The sequence below is a fragment of the Olsenella uli genome, assembly GCF_901212655.1.
Lineage (GTDB): Bacteria > Actinomycetota > Coriobacteriia > Coriobacteriales > Atopobiaceae > Parolsenella > Parolsenella uli_A.
The window spans coordinates 149,671-173,713 of the sequence record NZ_CAAKON010000021.1 but is presented as its reverse complement, the minus strand read 5'-3'; the positions used below and the strand labels follow the sequence as shown (position 1 = coordinate 173,713).

The 24,043-nt window shown below is 68.9% G+C and carries 22 protein-coding genes; 18 read left to right on the top strand and 4 right to left on the bottom strand.

Annotated features, from left to right (window positions below; all coding sequences use genetic code 11):
• Nucleotides 1-18 precede the first annotated feature (18 nt).
• Entirely contained in the window at nucleotides 19-945 is a 927-nt protein-coding gene (hemC, locus tag EFAMC2_RS04445; RefSeq protein WP_154027475.1) for a hydroxymethylbilane synthase, read from the top strand.
• A complete protein-coding gene (gene cobA, locus EFAMC2_RS04440) occupies nucleotides 929-2,485 on the top strand; it encodes a uroporphyrinogen-III C-methyltransferase (protein WP_154027473.1) in 1,557 nt (518 codons plus the stop codon). Before hemC ends, cobA begins: the two co-directional genes overlap by 17 nt.
• A 26-nt stretch (nucleotides 2,486-2,511) precedes the next feature.
• On the opposite strand, the gene EFAMC2_RS04435 is transcribed toward cobA, so the two are convergent.
• The gene (locus EFAMC2_RS04435) at nucleotides 2,512-3,615 is read right to left on the bottom strand and encodes a DUF1015 family protein (RefSeq protein ID WP_187325146.1); all 1,104 of its coding nucleotides are present in this window, start codon (nucleotides 3,613-3,615) and stop codon (nucleotides 2,512-2,514) included.
• A gap of 146 nt (nucleotides 3,616-3,761) precedes the next feature.
• Here EFAMC2_RS04435 and cobM point away from each other — a divergent pair, with 146 nt between their 5' ends.
• From cobM to cobK, 14 genes are all read left to right on the top strand, one after another.
• Nucleotides 3,762-4,577, top strand: coding sequence for a precorrin-4 C(11)-methyltransferase (gene cobM / locus EFAMC2_RS04430; protein WP_154027469.1), 816 nt, complete (start codon nucleotides 3,762-3,764; stop codon nucleotides 4,575-4,577).
• 9 nt (nucleotides 4,578-4,586) lie between these two features.
• Nucleotides 4,587-5,405 (top strand): sirohydrochlorin cobaltochelatase, encoded by an 819-nt coding sequence (locus tag EFAMC2_RS04425; RefSeq protein WP_154027467.1) that lies wholly within the window; start codon nucleotides 4,587-4,589, stop codon nucleotides 5,403-5,405.
• Nucleotides 5,395-6,726 carry a cobalt-precorrin-5B (C(1))-methyltransferase CbiD gene (cbiD, locus tag EFAMC2_RS04420; RefSeq protein WP_154027465.1) on the top strand — a complete coding sequence of 444 codons (1,332 nt, stop codon included), beginning with the start codon at nucleotides 5,395-5,397 and terminating at the stop codon, nucleotides 6,724-6,726. The genes EFAMC2_RS04425 and cbiD overlap by 11 nt, the downstream gene beginning before the upstream one ends.
• Nucleotides 6,727-6,768: 42 nt before the next feature.
• Nucleotides 6,769-7,527 (top strand): precorrin-2 C(20)-methyltransferase, encoded by a 759-nt coding sequence (cobI, locus tag EFAMC2_RS04415; RefSeq protein WP_222838518.1) that lies wholly within the window; start codon nucleotides 6,769-6,771, stop codon nucleotides 7,525-7,527.
• Nucleotides 7,524-8,588 (top strand): cobalt-precorrin 5A hydrolase, encoded by a 1,065-nt coding sequence (locus EFAMC2_RS04410; RefSeq protein WP_154027463.1) that lies wholly within the window; start codon nucleotides 7,524-7,526, stop codon nucleotides 8,586-8,588. The genes cobI and EFAMC2_RS04410 overlap by 4 nt, the downstream gene beginning before the upstream one ends.
• 107 nt (nucleotides 8,589-8,695) lie before the next feature.
• A complete protein-coding gene (gene cobJ / locus EFAMC2_RS04405) occupies nucleotides 8,696-9,436 on the top strand; it encodes a precorrin-3B C(17)-methyltransferase (RefSeq protein ID WP_154027461.1) in 741 nt (246 codons plus the stop codon).
• 9 nt (nucleotides 9,437-9,445) lie between these two features.
• Nucleotides 9,446-10,801 (top strand): precorrin-6Y C5,15-methyltransferase (decarboxylating) subunit CbiT, encoded by a 1,356-nt coding sequence (cbiT, locus tag EFAMC2_RS04400; RefSeq protein ID WP_154027459.1) that lies wholly within the window; start codon nucleotides 9,446-9,448, stop codon nucleotides 10,799-10,801.
• Nucleotides 10,798-12,186, top strand: a complete 1,389-nt coding sequence (locus EFAMC2_RS04395) for a cobyrinate a,c-diamide synthase (RefSeq protein WP_154027457.1) — start codon at nucleotides 10,798-10,800, stop codon at nucleotides 12,184-12,186. Before cbiT ends, EFAMC2_RS04395 begins: the two co-directional genes overlap by 4 nt.
• Complete coding sequence (gene cbiB, locus EFAMC2_RS04390; RefSeq protein ID WP_154027455.1) at nucleotides 12,183-13,157, top strand: adenosylcobinamide-phosphate synthase CbiB; 975 nt, start codon at nucleotides 12,183-12,185, stop codon at nucleotides 13,155-13,157. The genes EFAMC2_RS04395 and cbiB overlap by 4 nt, the downstream gene beginning before the upstream one ends.
• Before the next feature lie 8 nt (nucleotides 13,158-13,165).
• Nucleotides 13,166-14,515, top strand: coding sequence for a pyridoxal phosphate-dependent aminotransferase (locus tag EFAMC2_RS04385; RefSeq protein WP_222838517.1), 1,350 nt, complete (start codon nucleotides 13,166-13,168; stop codon nucleotides 14,513-14,515).
• Nucleotides 14,508-16,019 carry a cobyric acid synthase gene (locus EFAMC2_RS04380; RefSeq protein WP_154027453.1) on the top strand — a complete coding sequence of 504 codons (1,512 nt, stop codon included), beginning with the start codon at nucleotides 14,508-14,510 and terminating at the stop codon, nucleotides 16,017-16,019. Before EFAMC2_RS04385 ends, EFAMC2_RS04380 begins: the two co-directional genes overlap by 8 nt.
• Nucleotides 16,016-16,537: a cob(I)yrinic acid a,c-diamide adenosyltransferase gene (locus tag EFAMC2_RS04375; RefSeq protein WP_154027451.1), complete on the top strand. Its 522-nt coding sequence runs from the start codon at nucleotides 16,016-16,018 to the stop codon at nucleotides 16,535-16,537. Before EFAMC2_RS04380 ends, EFAMC2_RS04375 begins: the two co-directional genes overlap by 4 nt.
• Nucleotides 16,537-17,199, top strand: coding sequence for a precorrin-8X methylmutase (locus tag EFAMC2_RS04370; protein WP_154027449.1), 663 nt, complete (start codon nucleotides 16,537-16,539; stop codon nucleotides 17,197-17,199). The genes EFAMC2_RS04375 and EFAMC2_RS04370 overlap by 1 nt, the downstream gene beginning before the upstream one ends.
• On the top strand, nucleotides 17,196-17,978 hold the full coding sequence (cobK, locus tag EFAMC2_RS04365) for a precorrin-6A reductase (protein ID WP_154027447.1): 783 nt from the start codon (nucleotides 17,196-17,198) through the stop codon (nucleotides 17,976-17,978). Before EFAMC2_RS04370 ends, cobK begins: the two co-directional genes overlap by 4 nt.
• A gap of 326 nt (nucleotides 17,979-18,304) precedes the next feature.
• On the opposite strand, the gene pta is transcribed toward cobK, so the two are convergent.
• Nucleotides 18,305-19,285 (bottom strand): phosphate acetyltransferase, encoded by a 981-nt coding sequence (gene pta, locus EFAMC2_RS04360; RefSeq protein ID WP_154027445.1) that lies wholly within the window; start codon nucleotides 19,283-19,285, stop codon nucleotides 18,305-18,307.
• Between the two features lie 168 nt (nucleotides 19,286-19,453).
• Here pta and glf point away from each other — a divergent pair, with 168 nt between their 5' ends.
• Together glf and EFAMC2_RS04350 are read left to right on the top strand one after the other, a co-directional pair.
• Nucleotides 19,454-20,656 (top strand): UDP-galactopyranose mutase, encoded by a 1,203-nt coding sequence (gene glf / locus EFAMC2_RS04355; RefSeq protein WP_154027443.1) that lies wholly within the window; start codon nucleotides 19,454-19,456, stop codon nucleotides 20,654-20,656.
• Nucleotides 20,657-20,679: 23 nt separating this feature from the next.
• Complete coding sequence (locus EFAMC2_RS04350; RefSeq protein WP_154027441.1) at nucleotides 20,680-21,714, top strand: glycosyltransferase family 2 protein; 1,035 nt, start codon at nucleotides 20,680-20,682, stop codon at nucleotides 21,712-21,714.
• Between the two features lie 60 nt (nucleotides 21,715-21,774).
• On the opposite strand, the gene EFAMC2_RS04345 is transcribed toward EFAMC2_RS04350, so the two are convergent.
• Nucleotides 21,775-22,611 (bottom strand): HAD-IIB family hydrolase, encoded by an 837-nt coding sequence (locus EFAMC2_RS04345; RefSeq protein WP_154027439.1) that lies wholly within the window; start codon nucleotides 22,609-22,611, stop codon nucleotides 21,775-21,777.
• 345 nt (nucleotides 22,612-22,956) lie between these two features.
• On the bottom strand, nucleotides 22,957-23,988 hold the full coding sequence (locus EFAMC2_RS04340; protein WP_154027569.1) for a P1 family peptidase: 1,032 nt from the start codon (nucleotides 23,986-23,988) through the stop codon (nucleotides 22,957-22,959).
• Nucleotides 23,989-24,043: the final 55 nt, after the last annotated feature.

Below are 24,043 nucleotides of genomic sequence, written 5' to 3'. Positions count from 1 at the left end.
CGAGGGGGTGGGCGAGCGGTGACGACCCTACGCATCGGAACCCGGGCGAGCACCCTCGCGCTCGCCCAGGCTCAGCTGTTTGCGCGCTCGGTCGTCACGGCCGACCCGAGCATCACGTGTCGGCTCGTGCCCATCACCACGACGGGCGACCGCATCCTCGACCGACCACTCACCGAGGTGGGCGGCAAGGGCCTCTTCGTCCGCGAGCTCGACCGTGCCCTGGCCGCCGGCGAGGTCGACGTGACGGTTCACAGCTGCAAGGACCTCCCCATGGATACACCCTCCGAGCTGCCGCTCGTTGCCTTCTCCGCTCGCGAGGACCCACGCGACGCCGTGGTGCTCCCGGCTGGCGTCGACGCCACGGCACCTGGCTTCGACCTCGAGGCATACCTGCGCGAGAGCGAGGCTCCCGTGGGCTGCTCGAGCCAGCGGCGCCAGGTGCAGCTTGCCGGCGTGTTTGGCGGCGTGCGGGTGGAGAGCGTGCGCGGCAACGTCAACACGCGCCTCGCCAAACTTGACGCTGGAGAGTACAGCGCCCTGTTGCTCGCCGCTGCGGGCCTCGAGCGCCTCGGCCTTGCCGAGCGCATCGCCCGCTGCCTCTCCGTGAGCGAGATGCTGCCCGCGGCAGGCCAGGGCATCATCGTCGCGCAGGCTCGTGCTTGCTCTGACGTCTCGTGGGCGCAGCCCTTCGACTGCCTCTCGTCGCGCGCCTGCGCCCTGGCAGAACGCGCCTTCGTGCGGGCGCTTGACGGCGGCTGCACCAAGCCCTGCGCCGCCTATGCCACCTACGACGCGTCGACCGGGGGCGTAGCCCTCACGGGGATGTATGCGAGCGATGACGCGACCTCCGTCGCCTACGGCGCGCGGGAGCTGGGTGCCGACGACATCGAGAGCGCCGCTGCGGCGCTCGCTGTGGAGGTGAGAAGCGATGCCAACAGAGGCTAGGCTTGCTGAGAGAACGCTGGGCATGGTCGCGCTCGTGGGTGCGGGCCCCGGCGACCTCGGACTGCTCACACGCCGCGCGGCCGAGCTGCTAGGCCGCTGCGACGTGGTGGTCTACGACCGCCTCATCAACGACGAGCTGCTGGGCCTGTGCCCGCAGGCGAAGCGCATCTACGTTGGCAAGCGGGTCGCCTGCCACCCCGTTCCCCAGCACGAGATCAACCAGATCCTCGTGCGCGAGGGGCTGGCGGGCAGGCGCGTCGTGCGTCTCAAGGGCGGGGACCCCTACATCTTCGGTCGCGGGGGCGAGGAAGCGCGCGAGCTCGCCGCCGCCGGCGTGCCCTTCGAGGTGGTCCCGGGCGTCACGAGCGCCGTTTCCGCGCTGTCATACGCGGGCATCCCGGCAACCGACCGAACCTGCGCCGCCTCGGTCCACCTCGTGACGGGGCACCGGCGCGAGAACGGCGAGCTTGGCATGGACTTTGACGCGCTCGCGCGCGTTGGCGGCACGCTCGTGTTCATGATGGCCGTCTCGACCACGCCCGAGATCGCCCGCGGCCTGCTCGCCGCGGGCATGGACCCCTCGACGCCGGCGGCCATGGTCGAGCGCGGCACGACGGCGCGCCAGCGCCGCGTCGACGCCACCCTTGCCACCGTTGCCGACGCCTCCCGCGACGCCGGCGTTACGAGTCCGGCCATCCTCGTGGTGGGCGAGGTCTGTGCGTTCGCCGAGACCCTCGACTGGTATGACAAGCTTCCGTTGCGCGGCCTCACCGTGGCCGTGACGAGGCCGGCCGATCGCTTGGGAACGCTTACGAGGCGCTTGCGCGAGCTGGGTGCCGACGTCATCGAGGCTCCCTGCATCGAGACGCGGCCCGTGCCGAGCGAGACGCTTGTGGGCGCCATCGAGGGCCTGCGTGAGCATGCTTGGGTGGTCCTCACGAGCACGGTGGGCGTGCGGTGCCTCTTCGACGCGCTGCGCTGCGCCGGCCGGGACGCTCGCTGGCTCGCCGGTGTGGGCGTTGCCGCCATCGGATCCGCCACGGCCGACGAGCTCAGGCGCCACCAGATCGAGCCCGACCTCGTGCCCGACGTCTTCGACGGGGCGCACCTCGCCGTCGACATCGCGGCGCGCAGCAGGGCCGGCGAACGAGTCTTGCTGTTCCGCTCCGCCATCGGCTCTCCCGAGCTATCCGAGGGACTTGTCCAGGCTGGTCTTGTTGTCGACGACGTTGCCTGTTATGAGACGGTGCTCGTCGGCGACGCCGTTGACGAGCACGAACGCGCTCGTATCGAGGCAGGCGAGGCCTCGCTCGTGACCTTCACAAGCGCGAGCACCGCCGACGGTTTCACCAAGGCGTTCCCCGAGCTCGATGCGGCGGTGCTTCCCGCCGTCTGCATAGGTCCCATGTGCGCCGCCGCGGCGCGCGCCCATGGGTTCTCATGCGAGGTGTCGGCGCGGGCCACGATCGACAGCCTCATTGAGGCTGTGGTTGCGCGCTGGCGCGAGCTGCGTGGACCCGTGACCCCCGAGAGGCCCTAGGAAGCCCCATGGGTTCGCGCAGGTGGCTATATGAGGCGGGCGAACAGGCCCCCTCTGGGCTTGGGCTCGAACCAGGTGGACTTGGGCGGCATGACGAGGCCCGCGTCGGACACGCAGAGCACCTCGTCGATGTTGGGGGGTCGCAGCGCAAAGGCAACGTCATGCGTGCCGCAGGCCCGCTCGAGGCCTGTGAGGCCAAAGATGCCTCCCACGAACGCCATGCGCGCGTCGCGGCGCGGGTCGTCCACGCCGAGGACGGGCTTGAGGACGCGGTCTTGGAGGAGCGTGGCGTCCAGCGCGGCGAGCGCGCCTCCTGCCGGCGCGGGCCCAAGGCACACGTCAAACCACGCGCCCTCGCACAGGACGCTCGCATGGCCCCTGCGCTGTGTGGCAGGCCTGCCGGGGAGTTCCGTGACGCCGAGCCTCGCCGCGCGGAGCTTGCCTACGAGGCCGTCGGCTGCGCCGCGCACGATGCGGTTGCAGGAGAGCAGCGTGAAGTCGTGCGCGTCGAACAGCGCCGCGAGGAACGCCCCCGCGCCGCCGGCCTCGCCTCGTGCGCGGCGCGCGCGGGCGACGGAGGCGCTTGCTGCCATGCGGTGGTGGCCGTCGGCGATGTAGGCACGGGCGACGTGCGCAAACGCCCGCAGCACCGGCGCCTGGTCGCTCGGCTCCTCGAGACGCCAGACACGGTTGCGCGCTCCGAGGGCATCGGTGAGGTCGAGCTCTGGCGCACCCTGGGCAATCACGCGGCCCACCGCGGCGCCCACGTGGGCGCTGGGGCGGTGGGCGAGCAGCACCGGCCCGGTCTGCGCGCCCAGGGCCTCGATGTGCGCCGCGCGCGTCTGCTCCACCGCGGTGCGCGTCTGCTCGTGGCGGCGTATGACGCCGCCCAGGTACTCGTTGACGTCGCAGCACCCGACGACCCCGGTGAGGGCGCCTCCCTCGGCCGCGTCGATGCGATAGACGTACAGGCAGGGGCGCTCGTCGGCCACGAGCTCGCCATTCGCGAGGCGGCGCGCGAGCTCGCGCCGCTCGCCGGCGCCCGAGCCGTGTGGCCAATCGATGCCCGCCTCGTGCCGCTCGTGCTCTGCGGCCGGCGCGAGCGCGAGGTCCTCGTAGGGCAGCGTCATGAGCGCTGGCGCGGAGACGGCGGTTGGTCGCAGGCATGTAAAGGGGAAGAGTTTCATGCCGCCCAGTATACAGACAGCCGCCGGGTGGGGAAACATCACAGCATGACCGAGCGCCCGCATGCGGCGGGCGAGGAAGCGAGGAACGCATGATCCACTTCGTTGGCGCCGGCTCTGGCGCCCCCGACCTCATTACCGTGCGCGGACAGCACCTGCTCTCCGAGGCCGACGTCGTGATCTGGGCCGGAAGCCTCGTGAACCCACAGCTGCTCGAGGCCTGCAAGCCCTCCTGCGCCATCCATGACAGCGCGCGCATGACGCTCGAGCAGGTCATCGAGGTCATGGCGGCGGCTGATGCCGAGGGCAAGGAGGTGGTGCGTCTTCACACGGGCGACCCCTCGATCTACGGCGCCCACCGCGAGCAGATGGACGAGCTCGACCGCCTTGGCATCTCCTATGACGTGTGCCCGGGCGTCTCGAGCTTCTGCGGGGCGGCAGCGGCGCTGCGCGCCGAGTTCACGCTCCCGGGCGTGAGCCAGAGCGTCATCCTCACGCGCCTCGAGGGCCGCACGCCCAAGCCCGCCGGTGAGGCCACGCGCGACCTCGCGGCCCACGGCGCCACGATGGTCGTCTTCCTCTCGGCGAGTATGCTCGACAAGCTCCAGGCAGAGCTTTTGGCGGGCGGGGCATACACGCCCGGCACGCCGGCGGCCATCGTCTACAAGGCCACCTGGCCCGACGAGCGGGTGCTACGCTGCACCGTGGGCACGCTCGCCCAGACCGGCGCCGACAACGGCATCCGTCTCACGGCGCTCGTGGTGGTGGGCGGCGTGCTCGCGGGGCCCCACGACCGCAGCAGGCTGTACGACCCCACCTTCACCACCCTGTTCCGCAAGGCGAGCCACGCTGCTCCGGCGCAGGGCGAGGCCCCCGGGGACGCGGGCGTGGCGGACGACGACAACTAGGAGGAGACCATGCGCGGCATCCTGTTTGCGAGCTTTGGCACGAGTCACGCCGACGCCCAGGCGAGCTGCCTGGACGCGGTGGCCAACGCGCTCTTAGAGGCCGAGCCTGACGCCCTGCTCGGCCAGGCCTACACGAGCTCGATCATACGCCGCGTGCTGCGCGGGCGCGGCCAGGACGTCCCCGACGTGCGGCAGGCACTCGTGCGTATGGCCGCCGCCGGCGTGGACGACGTGACTGTGCAGCCGGGCCACCTCATGCCCGGCGAGGAGTTCGACAAGCTGCGCAGCCAGGTCGTCGATTGCGCGGCCCTGTTCGACCGCGTCTGCGTGGGCGAGCCCCTGCTGTCGGGCACCGCCGCCGCCGAGCGCGTGATGCGCGTGATGGCCGGGCACTACCAGACCGAACAAGGGCGTGCCGTCGTGCTCATGGGACATGGCACCGACCGCTTCTCCAACGTGGTGTACGCGGCCATGAACTTCCACGCCATGCTGCTGGGCCGCACCGACCTCTACGTGGGCACCGTCGAGGCGCAGCCCGACCTCGACTGCGTCATGGGCCTTCTGCGCGAGCGCGACTACTCCCGCGTGACGCTTGCGCCCCTGATGCTCGTCGCCGGCGACCACTCGAAGAACGACATGGCCGGAGACGGCGAGGACTCGTGGGCGAGCCGCCTGCGCGCCGCGGGCTACGAGGTGACCTGCAACCTCGAGGGCCTGGGCCAGCTCCCCGACATACGCGCCATGTACGCCGAGCATGCCCGTGACGCCGAGCAGCTCACGGTTGCCGCGCCGCGCGAGCTCAGGCGAGGGGTGCGCCATGCGGCCTAGTGACGAGCCGGGGTCGGTGGCCGGGGCGCCGAGGCCCCTGGGCCCCGCGCCGTCTGCCGCCGACGACGCGCTCGCCGAGACGCATGCGGCCGGGACCTCGCAGGCAGACGCCGCCGGCAGCCACTACATCTTCAACGGCACGAAGCGCCTGCGCTGCGGCTACACGACGGGCAGCTGCGCGGCCATGGCCGCGCAGGCGGCAACGCGGGGCCTGCTGAGCGGCTCCGTTCCTGCGCGTGTGGGCCTCGTGACCCCGAGCGGGCTTCGCGTCGACGCCGACGTGCTTGACGCGGACGTTGCCGAGGGCGGCTCGGCCGCCCGTGCGGCCATCCGCAAGGACGGGGGAGACGACGCCGACTCCACCGACGGGATGCTCGTCTACGCTCGCGTCGGGCGCGCCGCGCGCGCGGAGGGCGAGCCTCGGGTGCGCATCGAGGGCGGGCGGGGGATAGGCATCGTGCGCAAGCCGGGCCTCGACCAGCCCGTGGGTGCGGCAGCCATCAACTCCACGCCGCGGCGCATGATCGCCGAGGAGGTGGTGCGCGCCTGCGACGAGCTCGGCTACGACGGGGGCATCGACGTCGTCATCTACGCCCCCACGGGCGCCGAGGTGGGGGCAAAGACCTTCAACCCACACATGGGCGTCGAGGGCGGCATCTCGATCCTGGGCACCTCGGGCATCGTGCGGCCCATGAGCGAGCGGGCGCTCGTCGCCAGCATCGAGCTCGAGATCCGCCAGAAGGCCGCAGAGGGCGCACGCGACCTCGTGCTCGTTCCCGGCAACTACGGGGCCGACCATGTGCGCGAGCTCGCCGAGCTCGACGGCCTCGCAGAAGTCTCGTTCTCCAACTTCCTCGGCGAGGCGCTCGACGCCGCGGCCAACCACGGCTTTCAGCGTGTGCTCGTGGTGGGGCACTCCGGCAAACTCGCCAAGGTTGCCGGCGGCGTCATGAACACGCATTCGCGCGTGGCCGACTGCCGCTGCGAGATCGTCTGCGCGCACGCGGCGATCGCCGGCGCCTCGACGGCCTGCTGCCGTGCGATCATGTCGGCGGCCACCACCGATGCCTGCATGGGGATTCTGGCCGACGAGGGCCTGCTCGAGGCCGTATGCCGCTCGCTCATGGACGCCATCGGCGAGCACATCGACCACAGGGCCGCAGGCGCCTTCGAGACGGGCGCGATCATGTTCTCGAAACGCTACGGGGAGTTCGGCCGCACGCGCGGCTGCAACGAGCTCATAGCCGCCATGCGCGCCTCGGCCGGCCTGCCGCCCGTTGGCCCCACGCACCCCGCGTCGCCTGCCGCGGCCGCACAGTAGGCCGCCGGCAGCCCGCTCCACACATTCGCGAAAGGATACGCTATGGATATGGTTGAGACCCCGCTCGCGAGCCGCGCGGAAGCTGCTGCGCCCGCCGATCCGCAGGGTGGCGCCAAGGGAACGTTTTGGGGCGTGGGCGTGGGACCTGGCGACCCGGAGTTGCTCACCCTCAAGGCCGTGCGCGTGCTGCGCGAGGCAGACGTGCTGGTGGCGCCGCAGACCTCGGGCGGGGGCACCTGCGCCCTCGACATCGCACGGCGCGCCGTGGACCTCAGCGACAAGCGCGTGCTCGAGCTGCGCTTCGAGATGAGCCGCGATGCGGCCGTGCTGCACGCGAGCCACGAGCGCGCGGCCGCCGCCATTGCCGTCGAGCTTGACGCCGGTCACAACGTTGCCATGCCCAACCTCGGCGACGTCTCCATCTACTCCACCTTCAACTACATGAAGGAGCTGCTGGAGCCTGAGGGCTACGCGGTGAGCATGGTGAGCGGCGTGCCGAGCTTCTGCGCCATCGCGGCGCGTCTCGACACCACGCTCACGCCCTCGATGACGAGCCCGCTCACCATCGTCCCCTCGGGCTATGGCGAGCTCGCCGAGGCGCTGGCGCTGCCGGGCACCAAGGTGATCATGAAGGCCGGCAAAAGCCTGCCGCGCCTGCGCGACGAGCTCCGCAGTGCCGGGGTCTACGAGCGAACGAGTCTCGTGCAGGACTGCGGCATGCCGAGCGAGGTCGTTGCCGAGAGCCTCGATGACGCCCCGGAGCGCGGTGGGTACTTCACCACACTCGTGGTGCGGCCGTGAGCGCGCGAGCGAAGCGCATCGCCTGCATCGCGTTCACGCGGGCCGGCGAGCGCCTCGTCAACGACGTCATGGCGACGCTCATGAGCGGCGCGCTCGCGGCAGACCTCGACGAGCCCTGGTGCCACAGCGTCACGGGGTGCTACGGCGAGGGGCACGAGTCGCTCTCCGCCTGGACTGCCTCGCACTTCTCCTCCGACGACGCCCTGCTGTTCGTCGGCTCGACGGGGATCGCCGTGCGCGCCATTGCCGCCCACGTGCATGCCAAGACCTCCGACCCGGCAGTGCTCGTTATGGACGAGGGCGGCCACTGGGTGGTCTCCTTGCTCTCGGGCCACATCGGCGGGGCCAACCGCCTGGCTACCCTCGTTGCGGCCGCCGCCGGTGCCACGCCCGTGATCACCACCGCCACCGACAACCGCGGCCTGTGGGCCGTCGACACCTGGGCCACACGGGCCGGCCTCTCCATCCCCAACCCCCACGCCATCAAGGCCGTGAGTGGCAAGCTCCTGGCAGGCGGCACCGTGCGCGTGTGGGCGGACGAGGGCGTGCGGCTTGACGGCGCGCCGCCCACGGGCGTCGAGCTCACGCACGACGCCCGCGAGGCTGACGTCGTGGTGTCGCCCTGGGCGGTGCCTGCGGCGCCCCAGTGGGCGCTTCGCCTCGTGCCGCGGTGCGTGTCGGTGGGCGTCGGCTGCCGGAGGAACATCCCCGAGGCCGCGCTCGAGCGCGGCTGGGTCGGTGCGGCGCAGCTTGACGGGCGCACGCTCGACGAGCGCGCCGTCGTGTCCATGGGCTCCATCGACCTCAAGGCGCACGAGCCGGGGTTGCTGGAGTTCTGCGCACGCCGTGGCTGGACGCTTGAGACCTGGCCTGCCGAGCGGCTGCGCCAGGTGCCGGGATCGTTTACCGCGAGCACCTTCGTGTCGAGCGTCACGGGCGTCGATAACGTATGCGAGCGTGCGGCGCTTGTGGGCGGCGGCAGGCTCGTGGTGCCTAAGCGCGCCGGCGGGGGCACCACCTTCGCGCTCGCGCAGCGCCCCGTGTGCTATTCCTTCGACTAGCGCTCCCGGGGTCGCCTCCCCTCGGTTCTTCGGGGCGGGAGGGGCCCGCGGGGGATATGCACCCACTAACTTGACTGACGAGATTGACTGACGAGAGGACGGACACTATGAAGCTGGTACGCGTGGTGGGCATCGGGGCCGGCGGTGCCGAGGGCATGACGTTCGAGGCTCGTGAGGCGCTCGACGCTTGCGAACTCATCGTGGGCTACACCGAGTACATCCGCCTCGTGGAGCCGCTGTTTCCCGGCAAGCCCACGCTGGCTACGCCCATGATGCGCGAGGTCGAGCGCTGCCGCATGGCACTCGACCGGGCTCAGGAGGGCCAGAGCGTGTGCATGGTGTGCTCAGGTGACGCGGGCGTCTACGGCATGGCGAGCCCCATGCTCGAGCTCGCTGAGGAGTATCCCGAGGTCGACATCGAGGTCGTTGCCGGCGTGACCGCCGCGCAGAGCGGCAGTGCCGTACTCGGCGCCGCCCTCTCGCACGACTTCGCATGCGTCTCGCTCTCAGACCTGCTCACGCCCTGGGAGCTCATCGAGCGCCGGCTCGTTGCCGTGGCGCAGGCAGACTTCTGCCTCGCGCTGTACAACCCGCGCAGCAAGAAGCGCGCAGGCCACCTCGCCCGCGCGGCGCAGATCCTCATCGACGCCGGCAAGCCTGCCTCATGCGTGTGCGGCTGGGTTCGCAACATCGGCCGCGAGGGGCAAGAGAGCGGTCTCACGACCCTGGAGGGCCTCAAGACGCTCGACGCCGACATGTTCACGACAGTCTACGTTGGCAACGACCGCACACGTGTGGTCCGCGGCAAGATGGTGACGCCGCGCGGCTACCGTCAGATCGCCGAGTAGGAGGAAGCCATGGAGCAGGCCGAGACGATTGCGCCCGAGCACCGTGTGTGCATTGCAGGAATGGGCCCGGGCACCTCTTCGCTCATGACGGCCGAGGCCGCCCGTGTGGTGGCCGAGGCCGACATCGTAGTAGGTGCTCCGAGGCTCATCGAGGGGCTTGAGGTGGCCGAGCATGCCCGGCGCGTGCCGGCCGTGCTCTCGGCCGACATCGTGGCGGCGCTGTCCGAGGGCAGCTGGCGGCGCGCCGTCGTGGCTATGAGCGGCGATGTGGGCATGTTCTCGGGCGCCCGCGGGCTGGCTGCGCGCCTGCGCGACGCGCTTGTCGACGTCGAGGTGCGCGCGGTCCCGGGCATCAGCTCAATGCAGTGCCTCGCCGCGGCTCTCGAGCGTCCGTGGCAGGGATGGCGCTTCCGCTCCGCACACGGCGTGGAGCTCGACGTGGCTGCGGAGGCCCGAGAGGGCGGCGAGCTCTTCCTCGTGACGGGCGGCGCGCGCACGTCCGTCGGCGAGCTGTGCGCGCGGCTCGTGGACGCCGGCCTGGGCGACGCTCGCGTGAGCGTGGGGGAGCGACTGGGCTATCCAGAGCAGCGTGTGGTGTGCTCCACGGCGTCAGAGCTCGCGGGAGAGCCTTTCGACACCCTCTCGGTCATGCTCGTGGAGGCTGCGAGCCCCGGTACCGGCGCCGTGGAGGCCGGGTGGCCCTGGGCCACGCCGGGTATCCCCGACGAGCTCTTCGTGCGCGCCAAGGTACCCATGACCAAGCAGGAGGTGCGTGCTGCCGCCGTCGCGAAGCTGCGCGTCGCGCGCGGCGACACCGTGTGGGACGTGGGCGCCGGCACAGGCTCGGTCTCCGTGGAGTGCGCGCTGCTCTCGCGCACCGGCGACATCTGGGCCGTCGAGCGCAAGGCCGAGGCCACAGAGCTCGTGCGTGAGAACGCCCGCCGCTTTGGCCTGTCGAACCTGCACGTGGTTGAGGGCAGGGCGCCCCGGGCGCTCGAGGGCCTGCCCGCGCCCGACGCTGTCTTCGTGGGCGGCTCGGCCGGCACGCTCGCCGAGGTGCTCGCGGCCGCCCGTGCGGCCAACCCGCGCGTGCGTGTGTGCGTCTCGGCCATCACGCTCGAGACGCTGGCCCATGCCACCGAGCTGCTCGCGGGTGCGGAGTGGGAGGGCTTCGACGCCGCGCAGGTCCAGGCCTCGCGCGCCGACAAGATCGGGCCCTACCACCTCATGCGAGCGCAGAACCCGGTGTTTCTCGTGAGCGCCCAGGGCGTCGCGGGCGCGCCTGAGGCTGGCGAGGAAGCGCGGGGTGCCGCCTCGGCTGTTCCTTTCGAGGGCCAAGGGTCCCCAGAGGGGGTGTGCGCATGAGCACGAGCTGTGCGAGGCTCATGCTCGCCGCCGCCGCATCGGGCTCGGGCAAGACGACGCTCACGTGCGGGCTCGTGCGGCTGATTGCGCGTCGCGGCCTCTCGGTGGCTGCGCTCAAGTGCGGGCCAGACTACCTCGACCCGACGTTCCACCGACGCATGGCCGGTGCCCAGACGGGCAACCTCGACCTGTTCTTCTGCGACGAGTCACGCGTGCGCTCCCTGATCGCGCGCGACGCAGAGGGTTGCGACATAGCGGTGCTCGAGGGCGTCATGGGCTACTACGACGGCATCCTGGGCGAGGGGGCGCGCGCGAGCAGCTACGACGTGGCGCGCGCCACCTCCACGCCGTGCGTCCTGGTGCTCGACGCCCGTGGCGCCTCGGTCTCGCTCGCGGCACAGGTGAAGGGGTTTGCAACGTTTCGCACCCCCTCACAGGTGGCGGGCGTCATCCTGAACCGCTGCACGAAGGCGGTCTACGATGTGCTCGCCCCCATGATCGAGGCCGAGTGCGGCGTGGCCTGCGTGGGCTACGTGCCCTCAGACGAGCGCTTTGCCCTCGAGAGCCGCCACCTGGGGCTCGTCGACGCCGATGAGGTGGCAGACCTCGCCGCGCGCGTGGACGCCCTGGCCGACACGCTTGCCGAGACGCTCGACGTAGGGCGCCTGCTCGCGCTCGCGACCGAGGCTCCGGCCATGGCCGAGCCCCCGTTTGTGGTGGAGCCCGTGACGGACCGCTCGCCCGTGGTGGCCGTCGCGCGCGACGCCGCATTCTCGTTCTACTACACCGAGAACCTCCGACTGCTCGAGGACCTCGGCGCGCGCGTCGTGGCGTTCAGCCCACTTGCCGACGAGGCGCTCCCCGAGGGCACGTGCGCGCTCTACCTGGGCGGCGGCTACCCCGAGCTCCATGCCGCACGCCTAAGCGGCAACGCGGCGATGCGCACGGCCCTGCGCGAGGCCATTGCCTCGGGGCTCCCGACCGTTGCCGAGTGCGGCGGCTTCATGTACCTGCAGGAGTCGCTCGAGGATGCCGGCGGCGCGGCCTGGGACATGGTGGGTGCCCTGCCGGGGACCTGCGCCAATGAGGGCAAGCTGCGCCACTTTGGCTACATCGACCTCGAGCCTCGCGGCGACGGCCTCATCGCGCGGGCGGGCGAGCGCCTGCGCGCCCACGAGTTCCACTACTGGCACTCGACGCATGAGGGCGACTCCTTCGTGGCCTCGAAGCCCGGGCGCGCCCGGCGCTGGGACGCGGCCGTGAGCACGGCCACGCTCTATGCGGGCTATCCGCATCTCTTCTGGCCGGCAGACACGGCGCCGGCCGAGCGCCTCGTGCGGGCGGCAGCGCTCTGGCAGGAGCGCCGGGGCGGTGGGGCGGCATGACGACGATACTCGCCCTCGTCACCGGCTTTGTGCTCGACGCCGTGCTCGGCGACCCGCGCTGGCTGCCGCACCCGGTGGTGCTCATGGGGCGTGCGATCAGCGCCCTCGAGCCGAGGCTGCGCGCAGCCTTCCCGTCCACGCAGCGCGGCCTGCGCGCGGCTGGCAAGGTGCTGGTCGCCATTCTCGTCATCTCGACGTTCGTGCTCACGAGCGCCGTGCTGTGGCTCTGCGGGCTCGTGAGTCCCTGGCTGCGGCTTGCCGTGGAGAGCTGGCTGTCGTACCAGGCGCTTGCCGCGTGCGAGCTCAGGCGCCAGACCATGGCCGTGCGTGCCGAGCTGCTGCGCGGCGACCTGCCAGCCGCCCGCAAGGCGGTCTCGATGGTGGTCGGGCGCGAGACCGCCCGCCTTGACGAGGCGGGCGTGGCCCGCGCGGCCGTCGAGACGGTCGCGGAGAATGCGAGCGACGGCGTCATTGCACCCCTCGTATTCCTCGCCGTGGGCGGGGCGCCGCTGGGCCTCGCCTACAAGGCCGTGAACACCATGGACTCCATGATCGGCTACAAGAACGAGCGCTACCTTGACTTTGGCCGCGCAGCCGCCCTCACCGACGACGTGGTGAACTGGCTGCCCGCGCGCTTCGCCGGCGTCTGCATCGTTGCCGCCGCGCCCCTCGCGGGCCTCGACGGCGCGGGGGCCCTCAGGGTGTGGCGCTCCGACCGCCACAAGTCGGAGAGCCCCAACGCCGCCCAGACCGAGTCGGCCATGGCGGGTGCCCTGGGCATCCACCTCAACGGCGACGCCACCTACTTTGGCAAGGTTGTCCACAAGCCACAGCTGGGCACGGACACGCGGCCCATCGAGCCCGATGACATCAGGCGCGCCGCCCGGCTCATGTACGTGGCCTGCGCGCTCGCCCTCGTGGCCTGCGCCTGCGCGCGCATGGCCGTGCTCCTTGCCCTCGGACGCATGTGAGGTGTGACGTGACAACAGGATCAGTCATAGGCTCCCCCGACGCGCGCGTGCTGGAGGCGCTTCACGCCTCCGGTGCGCTTGGCGGCGCCGAGGTGGTCCCCGGGGAGCTTGGGCACGTGTGTGCGAGCGGGTTCGGTGCTCCGGACACCTTGCGTCCCTCGATGCCGCTCACGGCCCACGGTGGCGCCGTGGCGGAGTACGAGGAGCGCTTTGGAACGCACCCTCTCGACTTCTCTGCCAACGTGAACCCTTATGGCATGGCCCCCGCAGCCCTGCGCGCCGCTCGCGAGGCGCTCTCGCAGGCGACGGCCTATCCCGACCCGGAGAGCCGGGAACTCAGGCGTGCCCTTGGCGCTCACTTTGCGCTCGAGGCGTCCTGGGTGCTGCCCGGCAACGGCGCGGCCGACCTCATCTGGCGCCTCGCGGCCGCCTTGCGCCCCCGGCGCGCGCTCGTGCTTGCGCCCACGTTCTCGGAGTACGAGCTTGCGCTGCGTGGCTCGGGTTGTGGTGACATCCGCCACTATGCGCTCTCACGTGAGGCGGGCTTCGTGCCCGATGCGGGCTTGCTTGAGGCGGTTGCAGGGTGTGACGTGGCCTTTGTGTGCAACCCGAACAACCCCACGGGCGTGACAGCTCCCACGGAACTACTTGAGCGCCTCGTGCGACGCTGCCGTGACGTGGGGTGCGTGCTCGTTGTGGACGAGTGCTTCAACGGTTTTCTGGACGACCCGGGCGCTCACACGCTGCGGCCCCTCCTCGGTGAGCTCGACAACCTTGCCGTGCTCTCGGCGTTCACGAAGCTCTACGGCATGCCCGGCCTTCGCCTCGGCTACCTGCTGAGCTCAAACGAGCGCCTGCTTGCGCTCGTACGTGCCGCCGGCCAGGCCTGGCCCGTCTCCAATGTGGCACAGGCCGCCGGCGTGGCGGCGCTTGGGGAGGGTGCGTGGGTTAGGCGCACGCGCTCGGCCGTGTCCCGGGAGCGCGCGCGCTTGCGGGCGGAGCTTGCGGGGCTTGGCCTTGCCGTGCTTCCGGGCGAGGCCAACTACCTCTGCTTTTCCGGGCCCGCCGGCCTGTACGAGGCCATGGCCCAGCGCGGTGTCATCATCCGGGACTGCCGTGCCTACGAGGGGCTCGACGAGGGTGACTATCGCGTCGCGGTTCGCCTGCCCGACGCCAACGACCGACTCGTGCGCATCCTGCGCGACGCGCTCGGGGCTCTGAGGGCCAACCAAGACCTGCCACGCAACTGGGAATCATCATGCAAGTCAGGCCCGCCGCGCAACCGGGAATCGTCACGCACTCCTGACCCGTCACGCAACCAAGACCCGTCACCTGAGGAGGGATCGCCACATGCCTAGGGCAAGGTCGATCATGGTCCAGGGGACCATGTCCAACGCCGGCAAGAGCGTGCTCGTTGCCGGCCTGTGTCGCATCTTTAAGCAGGACGGCTATTCCGTCGCCCCGTTCAAGAGCCAGAACATGGCCCTCAACTCCGGCGTCACCGCAGACGGCCTCGAGATGGGGCGCGCCCAGGTCATGCAGGCCCAGGCATGTGGCATCGAGCCCGAGGTGGGCATGAACCCGGTGCTGCTCAAGCCCGAGAGCGACCGCGGCAGCCAGGTCATCGTCGAGGGCAAGCCCGTTGCCACGATGCAGGCAACCGAGTACTACCGTTACAAGGGCCGCCTCAAGGCCGGCATCCAGCACGCCTATGACGACCTCGCGGAGAGGTTCGACATCGTCTGCATCGAGGGCGCCGGCAGTCCGGCGGAGATCAACCTGCGCCAGGACGACTTCGTCAACATGGGTCTTGCCCACATGGTTAAGTCTCCCGTGCTGCTTGCCGGAAACATCGACCCGGGCGGTGTGTTCGCCCAGATCTATGGGACCTACGAGCTGCTTGACGAGGCCGACCGCTCGCTCGTGAAGGGGTTCGTGGTCAACAAGTTCCGTGGCGACGTGGGCATCCTCAAGCCTGGCCTCGTCGACCTCGAGCGTCTGTGCGGCGTTCCCGTGCTGGGCGTCGTGCCCGTGATGCCGCTCGACCTCGATGACGAGGACAGCCTCTCACAGCGCCTCGAGGCCTCGCGGGGCGGCTCGGGCCTGCTCGACGTCGCGGTGCTGCGCCTGCCGAGGCTCTCTAACTTCACGGACTTCAACCAGCTTCAGCGCCACCCCCTCATCAACCTGCGCTACGTTCAGGAGGCTAGGGAGCTTGGGCGGCCTGACCTCGTAATCCTACCGGGCACCAAGAGCACCATGGCCGATCTCTCGAGTCTGCGCGAGCGGGGCCTCGACACCTGCGTACGCGCGCTCGCCGAGACGGGCACGCTGATCATCGGCGTTTGCGGGGGCTATCAGATGCTCGGCCAGCGCCTGCTCGACCCGCGGGGCGTGGAGGGCGGCGGCGAGGCCGAGGGTCTGGGCCTGCTTCCCTGCGAGACCACGTTTGCCGGCGACAAGTCGCTCACGCACGGCGTCGGCCACCTCGACCTCGCGGCCTCGAGTGCGTTTTCGTCGCTTGGCGCCCTCGCCCTCACGGGTTACGAGATTCACATGGGCCGCACGAGCCTCGTGCCGGGCGCCGAGACGGACGGGCGTGTGCGGGTGGGCGACCAGCGCTGCGTGGGGTACGTCTCGCAGAACGTGCTCGGCACCTACCTGCACGGCTTCTTCGACGCCGATGGGGTGGCCGACGCGCTTGTCAACCTCATGCTCGCCCGTCGCGGCCTGCCGGGCGTCGCGGCCATGAGCGAGCCCTACGAGGCCTATCGCGAGCGGCAGTTCGACCTTCTGGCCGACGGCCTGCGCAGCGCGCTTGACATGGAGGCGGTCTATCGCATCCTGGAGGAGGGCGTATGATCCACGTCTACTGTGGCGACGGCAAGGGTAAGACCACCTCGGCCATGGGGCTGGCCCTGAGGGCCCTCGGGCGGCACTGGCCCGTTGCAATCTGCCAGTTTCTCAAGGATGGCACGAGCGGCGAGGTGGGGATGCTCGAGCGTGAGGGCGCGCGCGTGTTCCACGTGACGCCGCCCGCCAAGTTCACGAGCCGCATGAGCGCGGCCGAGCGCGAGGCCGCGCGTCGGGAGCACGATGCCAACCTGCGCGAGGCCATCGGCCTCATGCGGGACGGCCACGCGCGGCTGGCCGTGCTCGACGAGCTTTGTGCCGCGCTGCGAGCCGACCTTGCGAGCCCCGAGCTTGCGCGCGAGGCCCTCGCCCTGGCCGCGGGCGTCGAGGAGGGGCCCGAGCTGGTCATCACCGGTCGAAATCCGCCCGAGTTCGTGCTCGACGCGGCCGATTACATCACTGAGATGCGCTGTGTCCGCCATCCGTTTGAGCATGGCGTCGTGGCGCGAGAGGGAGTTGAGTACTAATGGCACACGAGAGCCTTGCAAGCGACGTTGCCGGACGCCCTTCCGACATCGAGTCGCGCAGCTTCGAGACCATCACGCGGGAGCTCGCCGAGATGGGCAAGAGCGTAGACCCCGCCGTCGCGCACGTGGTGAAGCGCGTCATCCACACGACGGCCGACTTCAGCTTTGCCGACACGCTCGAGTTCAGACCGGGTGTCGAGGTGGTGGCCAAGACGACGGAGGCGCTGGCCACAGGCGGCGTCACAATCGTCACGGACACGAACATGGCGCTCGCCGGTATCTCGAAGCCGGCGCTCAAGAAGCTTGGCGACGCCGCCCTGTGCTACATGGCAGACCCCGACGTGGCCGCGGCCGCGAAGGCCAACGGGACCACGCGCGCCGTGGCGAGCATGGACAAGGCCTGCGAGCTCGAAGGACCCGTCATATTCGCCATCGGCAACGCCCCCACGGCGCTGCTGCGCATTCGCGAGCTCGTGGAGGCCGGCAAGCTTGACCCGCTGCTCGTGGTGGGCGTTCCCGTGGGCTTCGTCAACGTGGTCGAGGCCAAGGACGAGATTGCCGCGAGCGGCATGCCCTCGATCCTCGCCCATGGTCGCAAGGGCGGCTCCACGATCGCGGCGGCCATCATGAACGCCATGCTCTACAAGGTCACGCGGGCATGATGCGCCTAGCGGTGTTTGCAGGGACAACGGAGGGGCATGAGCTGCTCGCGCTTCTTTCGCGCCATGGCATGCCGGCAACGGCGTTCGTGGCGACCGAGTATGGTGCTGAGCTTATCTGCGACCTGCCGGGCATCGAGGTCCGACAGGGTCGGCTCGACGCCGACGAGATGCGCGTGGCGCTTGCCGACTTCGAAGTGGTGGTCGACGCGACGCATCCCTATGCCACGATCGTGAGCGCCAACCTGCGCGACGCGGCCCGACTCACGGACACGCGCTACATCCGCCTGCTACGCCCCAGCTTGCTTGACGAGGAGCTCGCGGACGCAGACGCCCCGCGCGTCATCGAGGTGGCCGACGCGCAGGAGGCCGCCGAGCGGCTCTCTGGGCTCGAAGGCGGCGTACTGCTCACGACGGGAAGCAAGGACCTCTCCATATACACGCAGGTACGCGACTATGAGGAGCGCCTGTTTGTGCGCATCCTACCCGTCGCGTCCGGTCTGGAGCGCGCGCTTGCGCTCGGGTATCCCGCGAAGCACATCATCTGCATGCAGGGGCCGTTCTCGCGCTCCCTCAACGTGGCCATGCTGCGTCAGGTCGACGCGCGTTGGCTGCTCACTAAGGACACCGGCGCGGCGGGCGGTCTTCCCGAGAAGCTCACGGCGGCCCACGAGGCTGACTGTGGCGTCGTCGTGATCAGGCGCCCCGACGTCAACGAGCGCGGCATCGGTGTGTCGGATGTCTTCGAGCTCCTGAGCTCGATCTCTTCGAATTGCTGCTGACGGCAGTGTGGCCGATTCCGCAACAACTCCGCGTGCGAATACCGGAGTCTGCCCCTATGTAAGGGATGGACTGACTCCAGCTTTCACACGCGGAGTTCATTTCGAGGCATAGCCTCGAAAAACTGCTTAAGCCATGGCTATAGGCACCCAATTCAGGCGCATGGCCTCGCAGCTTGTCGGTCTAGGGCTCAAACCAGAAGCGCCGCCGCCCTGTGCTCGTTGGGCGGCGGCGCTTACGTCAGAAGTTAGAAGCTCCCGTATTGTGGGGGCGCCCGTTGTGGCTACCCTGCGGACAGCCCTAGGCGCATCTCAGAACAGCAGACGGCCTACGCGCTCATCTGCTGGGCCTGGGCGCAGGTGATGGCGACGACGCCCACGATGTCGTCGGCAGAGCAGCCGCGCGACAGGTCGTTGACCGGGCGGGCGATGCCCTGGAGCAGCGGGCCGTAGGCATCGGCGCCGCCGAAGCGCTGCACGAGCTTGTAGCCGATGTTGCCGGCGGCAAGATCGGGGAACATCAGGACGTTGGCGTGGCCGGCAACGTCGGAGCCCGGGGCCTTGGAGGCCGCGACGGTGTCAACGATGGCGGCGTCGAGCTGCAGCTCGCCGTCGACGGCGAGCTCGGGGGCCTTCTGCTTGGTGAGCTCGGCCGCCTCCTTGGACTTGGCCGCGGAGTCGCCGCCCGCAGAGCCCTTCGTCGAGTAGGAGAGCATGGCGATCTTGGGCTCGGCGCCCACAAGGTTGCGGAACGAGTCGGCGGAGGACAGCGCGATCTCGCTCATCTCCTCGGCGGTCGGGTTGATGTTGAGGCCGCTGTCGGCAAAGATCAGCGTTCCATTCGCGCCAAACTCCGGCGTCTTGGTGCACATGACGAAGAAGGCGGAGACCAGCTTGGTGCCCGGGGCGGTCTTGAGGATCTGCAGGGCCGGACGGAGAGTGTTGGCCGTGGAGTGGCAGGCGCCGGAGACCAGGCCGTCGGCGTCGCCCATCTTGACCATCATGGTGCCGAAGTAGGTGTTGTCGTTCATCTGCTCGCGGGCCTGCTCGATGGTGACGCCCTTCTTGGCGCGGAGCTCGGCGAACTTGGCCGCGTAGGCCTCGTGCTTGTCGGAGGTCCTGGGGTCGATGACCTCGACGCCCTCGACGTCAATCTCGTCCGGGTTGCCCAGGATAACGAGCTTGGCCAGGCCCTCGGCCACGATCTTCTTAGCGGCCTCGATGGTGCGCGGATCCTCGCCCTCGGGAAGGACGATCGTCTTGACGTCGCGCTTGGCGGCGTCCTTCATGCGCTGCAAAAAATCGCTCATTTCGCTCCTTTTCTGGCGTTTTCAGGGCTTATGTTCACCCTGTGGCCATTATAGGTTCGGCTGATATAGAATCACCTAAAAGATTTGTCTGGCGCGTGTCCTCGCTGTGTACGTAGTGGTGGGTGCGCGCCTTCTGTGTGCTTCTGCAGGCGATTCGAGAGGATCCGTATGGGTATCGCAAGTGGGCTCCCCGCTGGCTTCAACGCCGATTCGTATGACATGCTCGTCGTCGGCGCGGGATACGCGGGGTCGGTCTGCGCCCGTCGCCTTGCCGAGGCCTGCGGGTTTCGCGTCGCCGTCTTCGAGCGTCGCGACCACATCGCTGGTAACGCCTACGACTACACCGACGACGCCGGGGTTCTCGTTCACAAGTACGGCCCGCACATCTACCACACCCAGAGCGACCGCGTGCACCAGTTCCTCTCGCGCTTCACGGAGTGGACGGACTACCAGCACAAGGTGCTCGCCAATATCCACGGCACGCTCATGCCGGTGCCCTTCAACCACAAGAGCCTGCGTCTTGCCTTTGGCGAGGAACGCGGCGAGGCCCTCTACCAGAAGCTCGTGGAGACCTTTGGCGAGAACAAGAAAGTGCCCATCCTCGAGCTGCGCGAGAAGAACGACCCGGACCTCCAGGAGGTCGCGGACTACGTGTACGAGAACGTCTTCCTTCACTACACCATGAAGCAGTGGGGCAAGACACCCGACCAGATCGATCCGTCCGTGACCGGCCGCGTGCCAGTCTTCGTGGGCGACGACGATCGCTACTTCCCGCGTGTTGCGCACCAGGGCATGCCGACGGAGGGCTACACGAAGCTCTTCGAGCGCCTGCTTAACCACGACCTCATCGACGTGTTCCTCGACGTTGACGTGCGCGACTTCCTCACCATCGACGGCGACTACGCGAAGGTCAACGGCAAGCCCTACGGCGGCGAGATCGTCTACACGGGCCCGCTCGACGAGCTCTTTGGCCTGGATTTGGGCGCGCTGCCGTATCGCACGCTCGACATGGTCTTCGAGACGTTGGATGAGGACCAGTTCCAGCCCGTGGGCACCGTGAACTACACCACGAGCGAGGACTTCACGCGCATCACGGAGTTCAAGAACATGACCGGCCAGGTGGTGCCGGGCAAGACCACCATCATGAAGGAGTACTCAAAGGCCTATACGCCCGAGAGCGGGGAGACTCCCTACTACGCGATCCTCGAGGACGACAACAAGGCGCTTTACCAGCGCTACCTCGACCGCGTGAGCCGCGTCACCAACTTCCACCCGGTGGGAAGGCTCGCGGAGTATCGCTACTACGACATGGACGGCGTCGTGGCGAGTGCGCTTGACCTGTCTGACGAGCTCGTTCAGGCACACAACTAGCGCCTCGCGGAGGAAAGGTGACAATGGGCAAGACCATTACGTTTGGCATTCCGTGCTACAACTCTGCCGCCTACATGGACCACTGCATCTCCTCGATCCTCGAGGGCAGCTACTATGCGGACGACGTCCAGGTTGTCATCGTCGACGATGGCTCCACGAAGGACAACACGCTCGCCAAGGCACTGGAGTGGCAGAATCGCTACCCTAACATCGTCAAGGCCGTGCACCAGGAGAACGGCGGCCATGGCATGGCGGTGCTCAAGGCACTCGAGAATGCCGAGGGCACGTACTTCAAGGTCGTCGACTCCGATGACTGGCTCGATGGCGAGGCCCTGCGCAAGCTGCTCGATACGCTGCGCGGCTTCCTCTATCGCGACCTGCGCGTCGACCTCGTGATTACCAACTATGTATACGAGCACGTCGAGGACAACACGCACAACGTCATCGACTACCGCTACGTACTGCGTCGCAACAAGATCATCACGTGGGACAAGATCGGCCACTTCAGCATGGCCCAGAACCTGCTGATGCACTCGCTGAGCTACCGCACGGACGTCCTTCGCGACGGCGGCGTGCCTATGCCGGCACACACATTCTACGTGGACAACATCTACGCCTACGTGCCGCTGCCGCGCTGCAAGACCCTTTACTACCTCGATGTGGACCTCTACCGCTACTTCATTGGGCGTGAGGACCAGAGCGTCAACGAGAAGGTCATGGTGGGTCGCATCGACCAGCAGCTGCGCATCACGCGCATCATGATGGACGCGTACCACCTCTATGATGACATCGAGAGCCCCAAGCTGCGTAGCTACATGGTGGGCTACTTTACCCTCATGATGGCTGCATGCTCCATCTTCTCGCGCATGAGCGACGCGCCGGACGCCATGGACAACTGCGAGGAGCTGTGGCGTCACCTCAAGGCGTATGACAAGCGCATGTATCGCCGCGCACGTATGGGCGTGGTGGGCATTGCCACCAACATGCCCACGAAGGTGGGCAAGAAGTTCACGCTGGGCATCTATCGCGTAGCGTCGAAGCTCGTGAAGTTCAACTAAGACGACAGGTAAGCCGGGGCGCCGCACTTCTAGGGCGCCCCGGCTCGTATGCGGCGACTGTTACCGCGCAGGCTCCACGAAGTGGGATATGACCTCGGGAAGCGCGCCTGCCATGCCGGTGGTCTCGAGTACGGCGTCGCAGCTCGGACGAACGTCGGGTGTCACGTTGGCCACGCCCAGGCCCAGGCCCGCCACCTCGATCATCTCGCGGTCATTGGCCGAGTCTCCCATGCCGATGGTCTCGGCCGCGGGAACGCCGAGTATGCCGGCGAGCTCCACGAGGCCCGTGCCCTTGTTGACGCCCGCGGGAATAACCTCGAGGTAGCGTCTGGAGGAGAACGTTATGTCCGCGGCGCCTGACATGCCGAGCTCCTCGAGTCGGGTGCCCACGACGTCAGCCCAGCCGGTCTGGACCCAGTCGAAGTCGTCGCTCATGAAGAGCATCTTTGAGACCTCGGGCAGGGCGGAGAGGGTCGGCTCGTCATAGGTCTCCACGCGCTTGAGGCTGGAGAGGTAGGCCATCTCGGAAGGCGGGCAGTCGCGCACGAGGACGCGGCCGTCCGGCGTGTAGGCGTGCATGCACACGCCATGCTCCACGCCAAGGCGCCACATGGCATCGGCGATCTCGTGGCCGAGGGCATGCCGCGTGAGCGGCGTGGGGTCACCAAAGCGATTGATGGTGCCGCCGTTGTAGGAGATGACGTAGGAGCCCTCCATGAGCGCCGGGTCTATCTCGGCAAAGTTGTCCATGATCGAGTCATAGCCACGGCCCGAGCTCGGCACGAAGAGGACGCCAAGCTGCTTGAGCGTGGCAAGCGCCTCGAGGTTGGCGGCTGGGATGCGGTGGGTCTTGTCCAGGAAGGTCTCGTCCATGTCCGAGGCTATGAGCTTGTACATGTGGCTCCTGTCGGTATGTCGCACGTTAACACCGCTCCTATTTTGCTACAGGTGCCGCGCATCTGAATGGCCAATCTTGGGATGGCTAAACCTCGCTGGCGCCCGTTATCCGGCTCCGATTTGTCCTGCCACGTGAGCCTTTCGGGGGATTGCAAGAGGTTCCGCCACCAATGGCGGTCTCATGTCCCCAACCCTTTCAGGAAGCTCGCAAGAGGCCCCACCACCAATGGCGGTCTCATGTCCCCAACCCTTTCAGGAAGCTCGCAAGAGGCCCCACCACCAATGGCGGTCTCATGTCCCTAGCCCTTCAGAAAGCTAGTGAAAGGGTCTGTCCCCAATGGCACCTTAGAGGGAGGCGGCGCCAGGGACACCGTGGAGGGTCTTGGCGCTGCGGCAGCCGTCGGCGATGGCGCGCTCGAGGGCGCGGGTGGCGAGGATGCCCACAACGTCGAGCGGCATTTCCACCTCGCCCGTGGCCATCACGAAGACGGTGTCGCCGTCGTTGGTGGTGTGCGTGGGGCGAATGGCGTGGGCGTAGGCGTCCGCCGCCATCTGGGCTACCTTGGTGGCCTGGGCCTTGGTGAGCTTGGCGTTGGTGATGACGCACGAAATGGTCGTGTTGGTGCGCGCCGGCGGCTGGGCGGCGCCGGGCGTGCCGGCGTCGAGCGGCATGTGGGCCACCATTCCAAGTGCCAGGGCGCACTCGTCCACGATGCCCGAGCCGTCCTGGGCTCGCATACCGGCGATGGCCTCGCCCGTGTCCGGGTCATAGACGTTGCCGCAGGCGTTCACGGCAGAGATGGCGCCGCAGGTGAGCGGACCCGCCTGCTCCACGTCGGTGCCCAGGCCGCCCTTCATGGCAAGGGTCGGGCTGCCGAGCTTGCCCACCGTGCAGCCGGTGCCGGCGCCCACGTTGCCGCGGGGAAGGGGGCTGGGGGCGTCGTCCAGGGCGAGCGCGGCCGCATGTGCGCCGTTCTTGGCCGTGGGGCGCACGGCGGGGTTGGCATAGGCGAGGTCGAACAGGCAGGCAGCGGAGACGATGGGCACCTTGCCAACCTGCACATCGAGGCCGATGTCGCGACGCTCGAGCTCCTCCGCCACACCACAGGACGCCGCGAGGCCAAAGGCGCTGCCGCCGGAGAGCACGATGGCGTGGAGCACGTCCACCGTCTCCTCGGGGCGCAGGAGGTCCGTCTCGCGTGTGGCGGGCGCGCCGCCGCGCACGTCCACGCCACCAGTTGCGCCGGCGGGGCACACGATGACCGTGCAGCCCGTGCCGTTCTCCTCGTCCGTGTAGTGGGCGATGCGCACGCCGGGAATCTGCGACACGTCGGAGATGGCCTTCGCGGGTGCCTGTGCCCTGGCGGCCTTGTCCATCGCGGTGCTGCCGCCAATCTGCCTCGTGCCGTCTGGCATGGGGTTTCCGTCTATC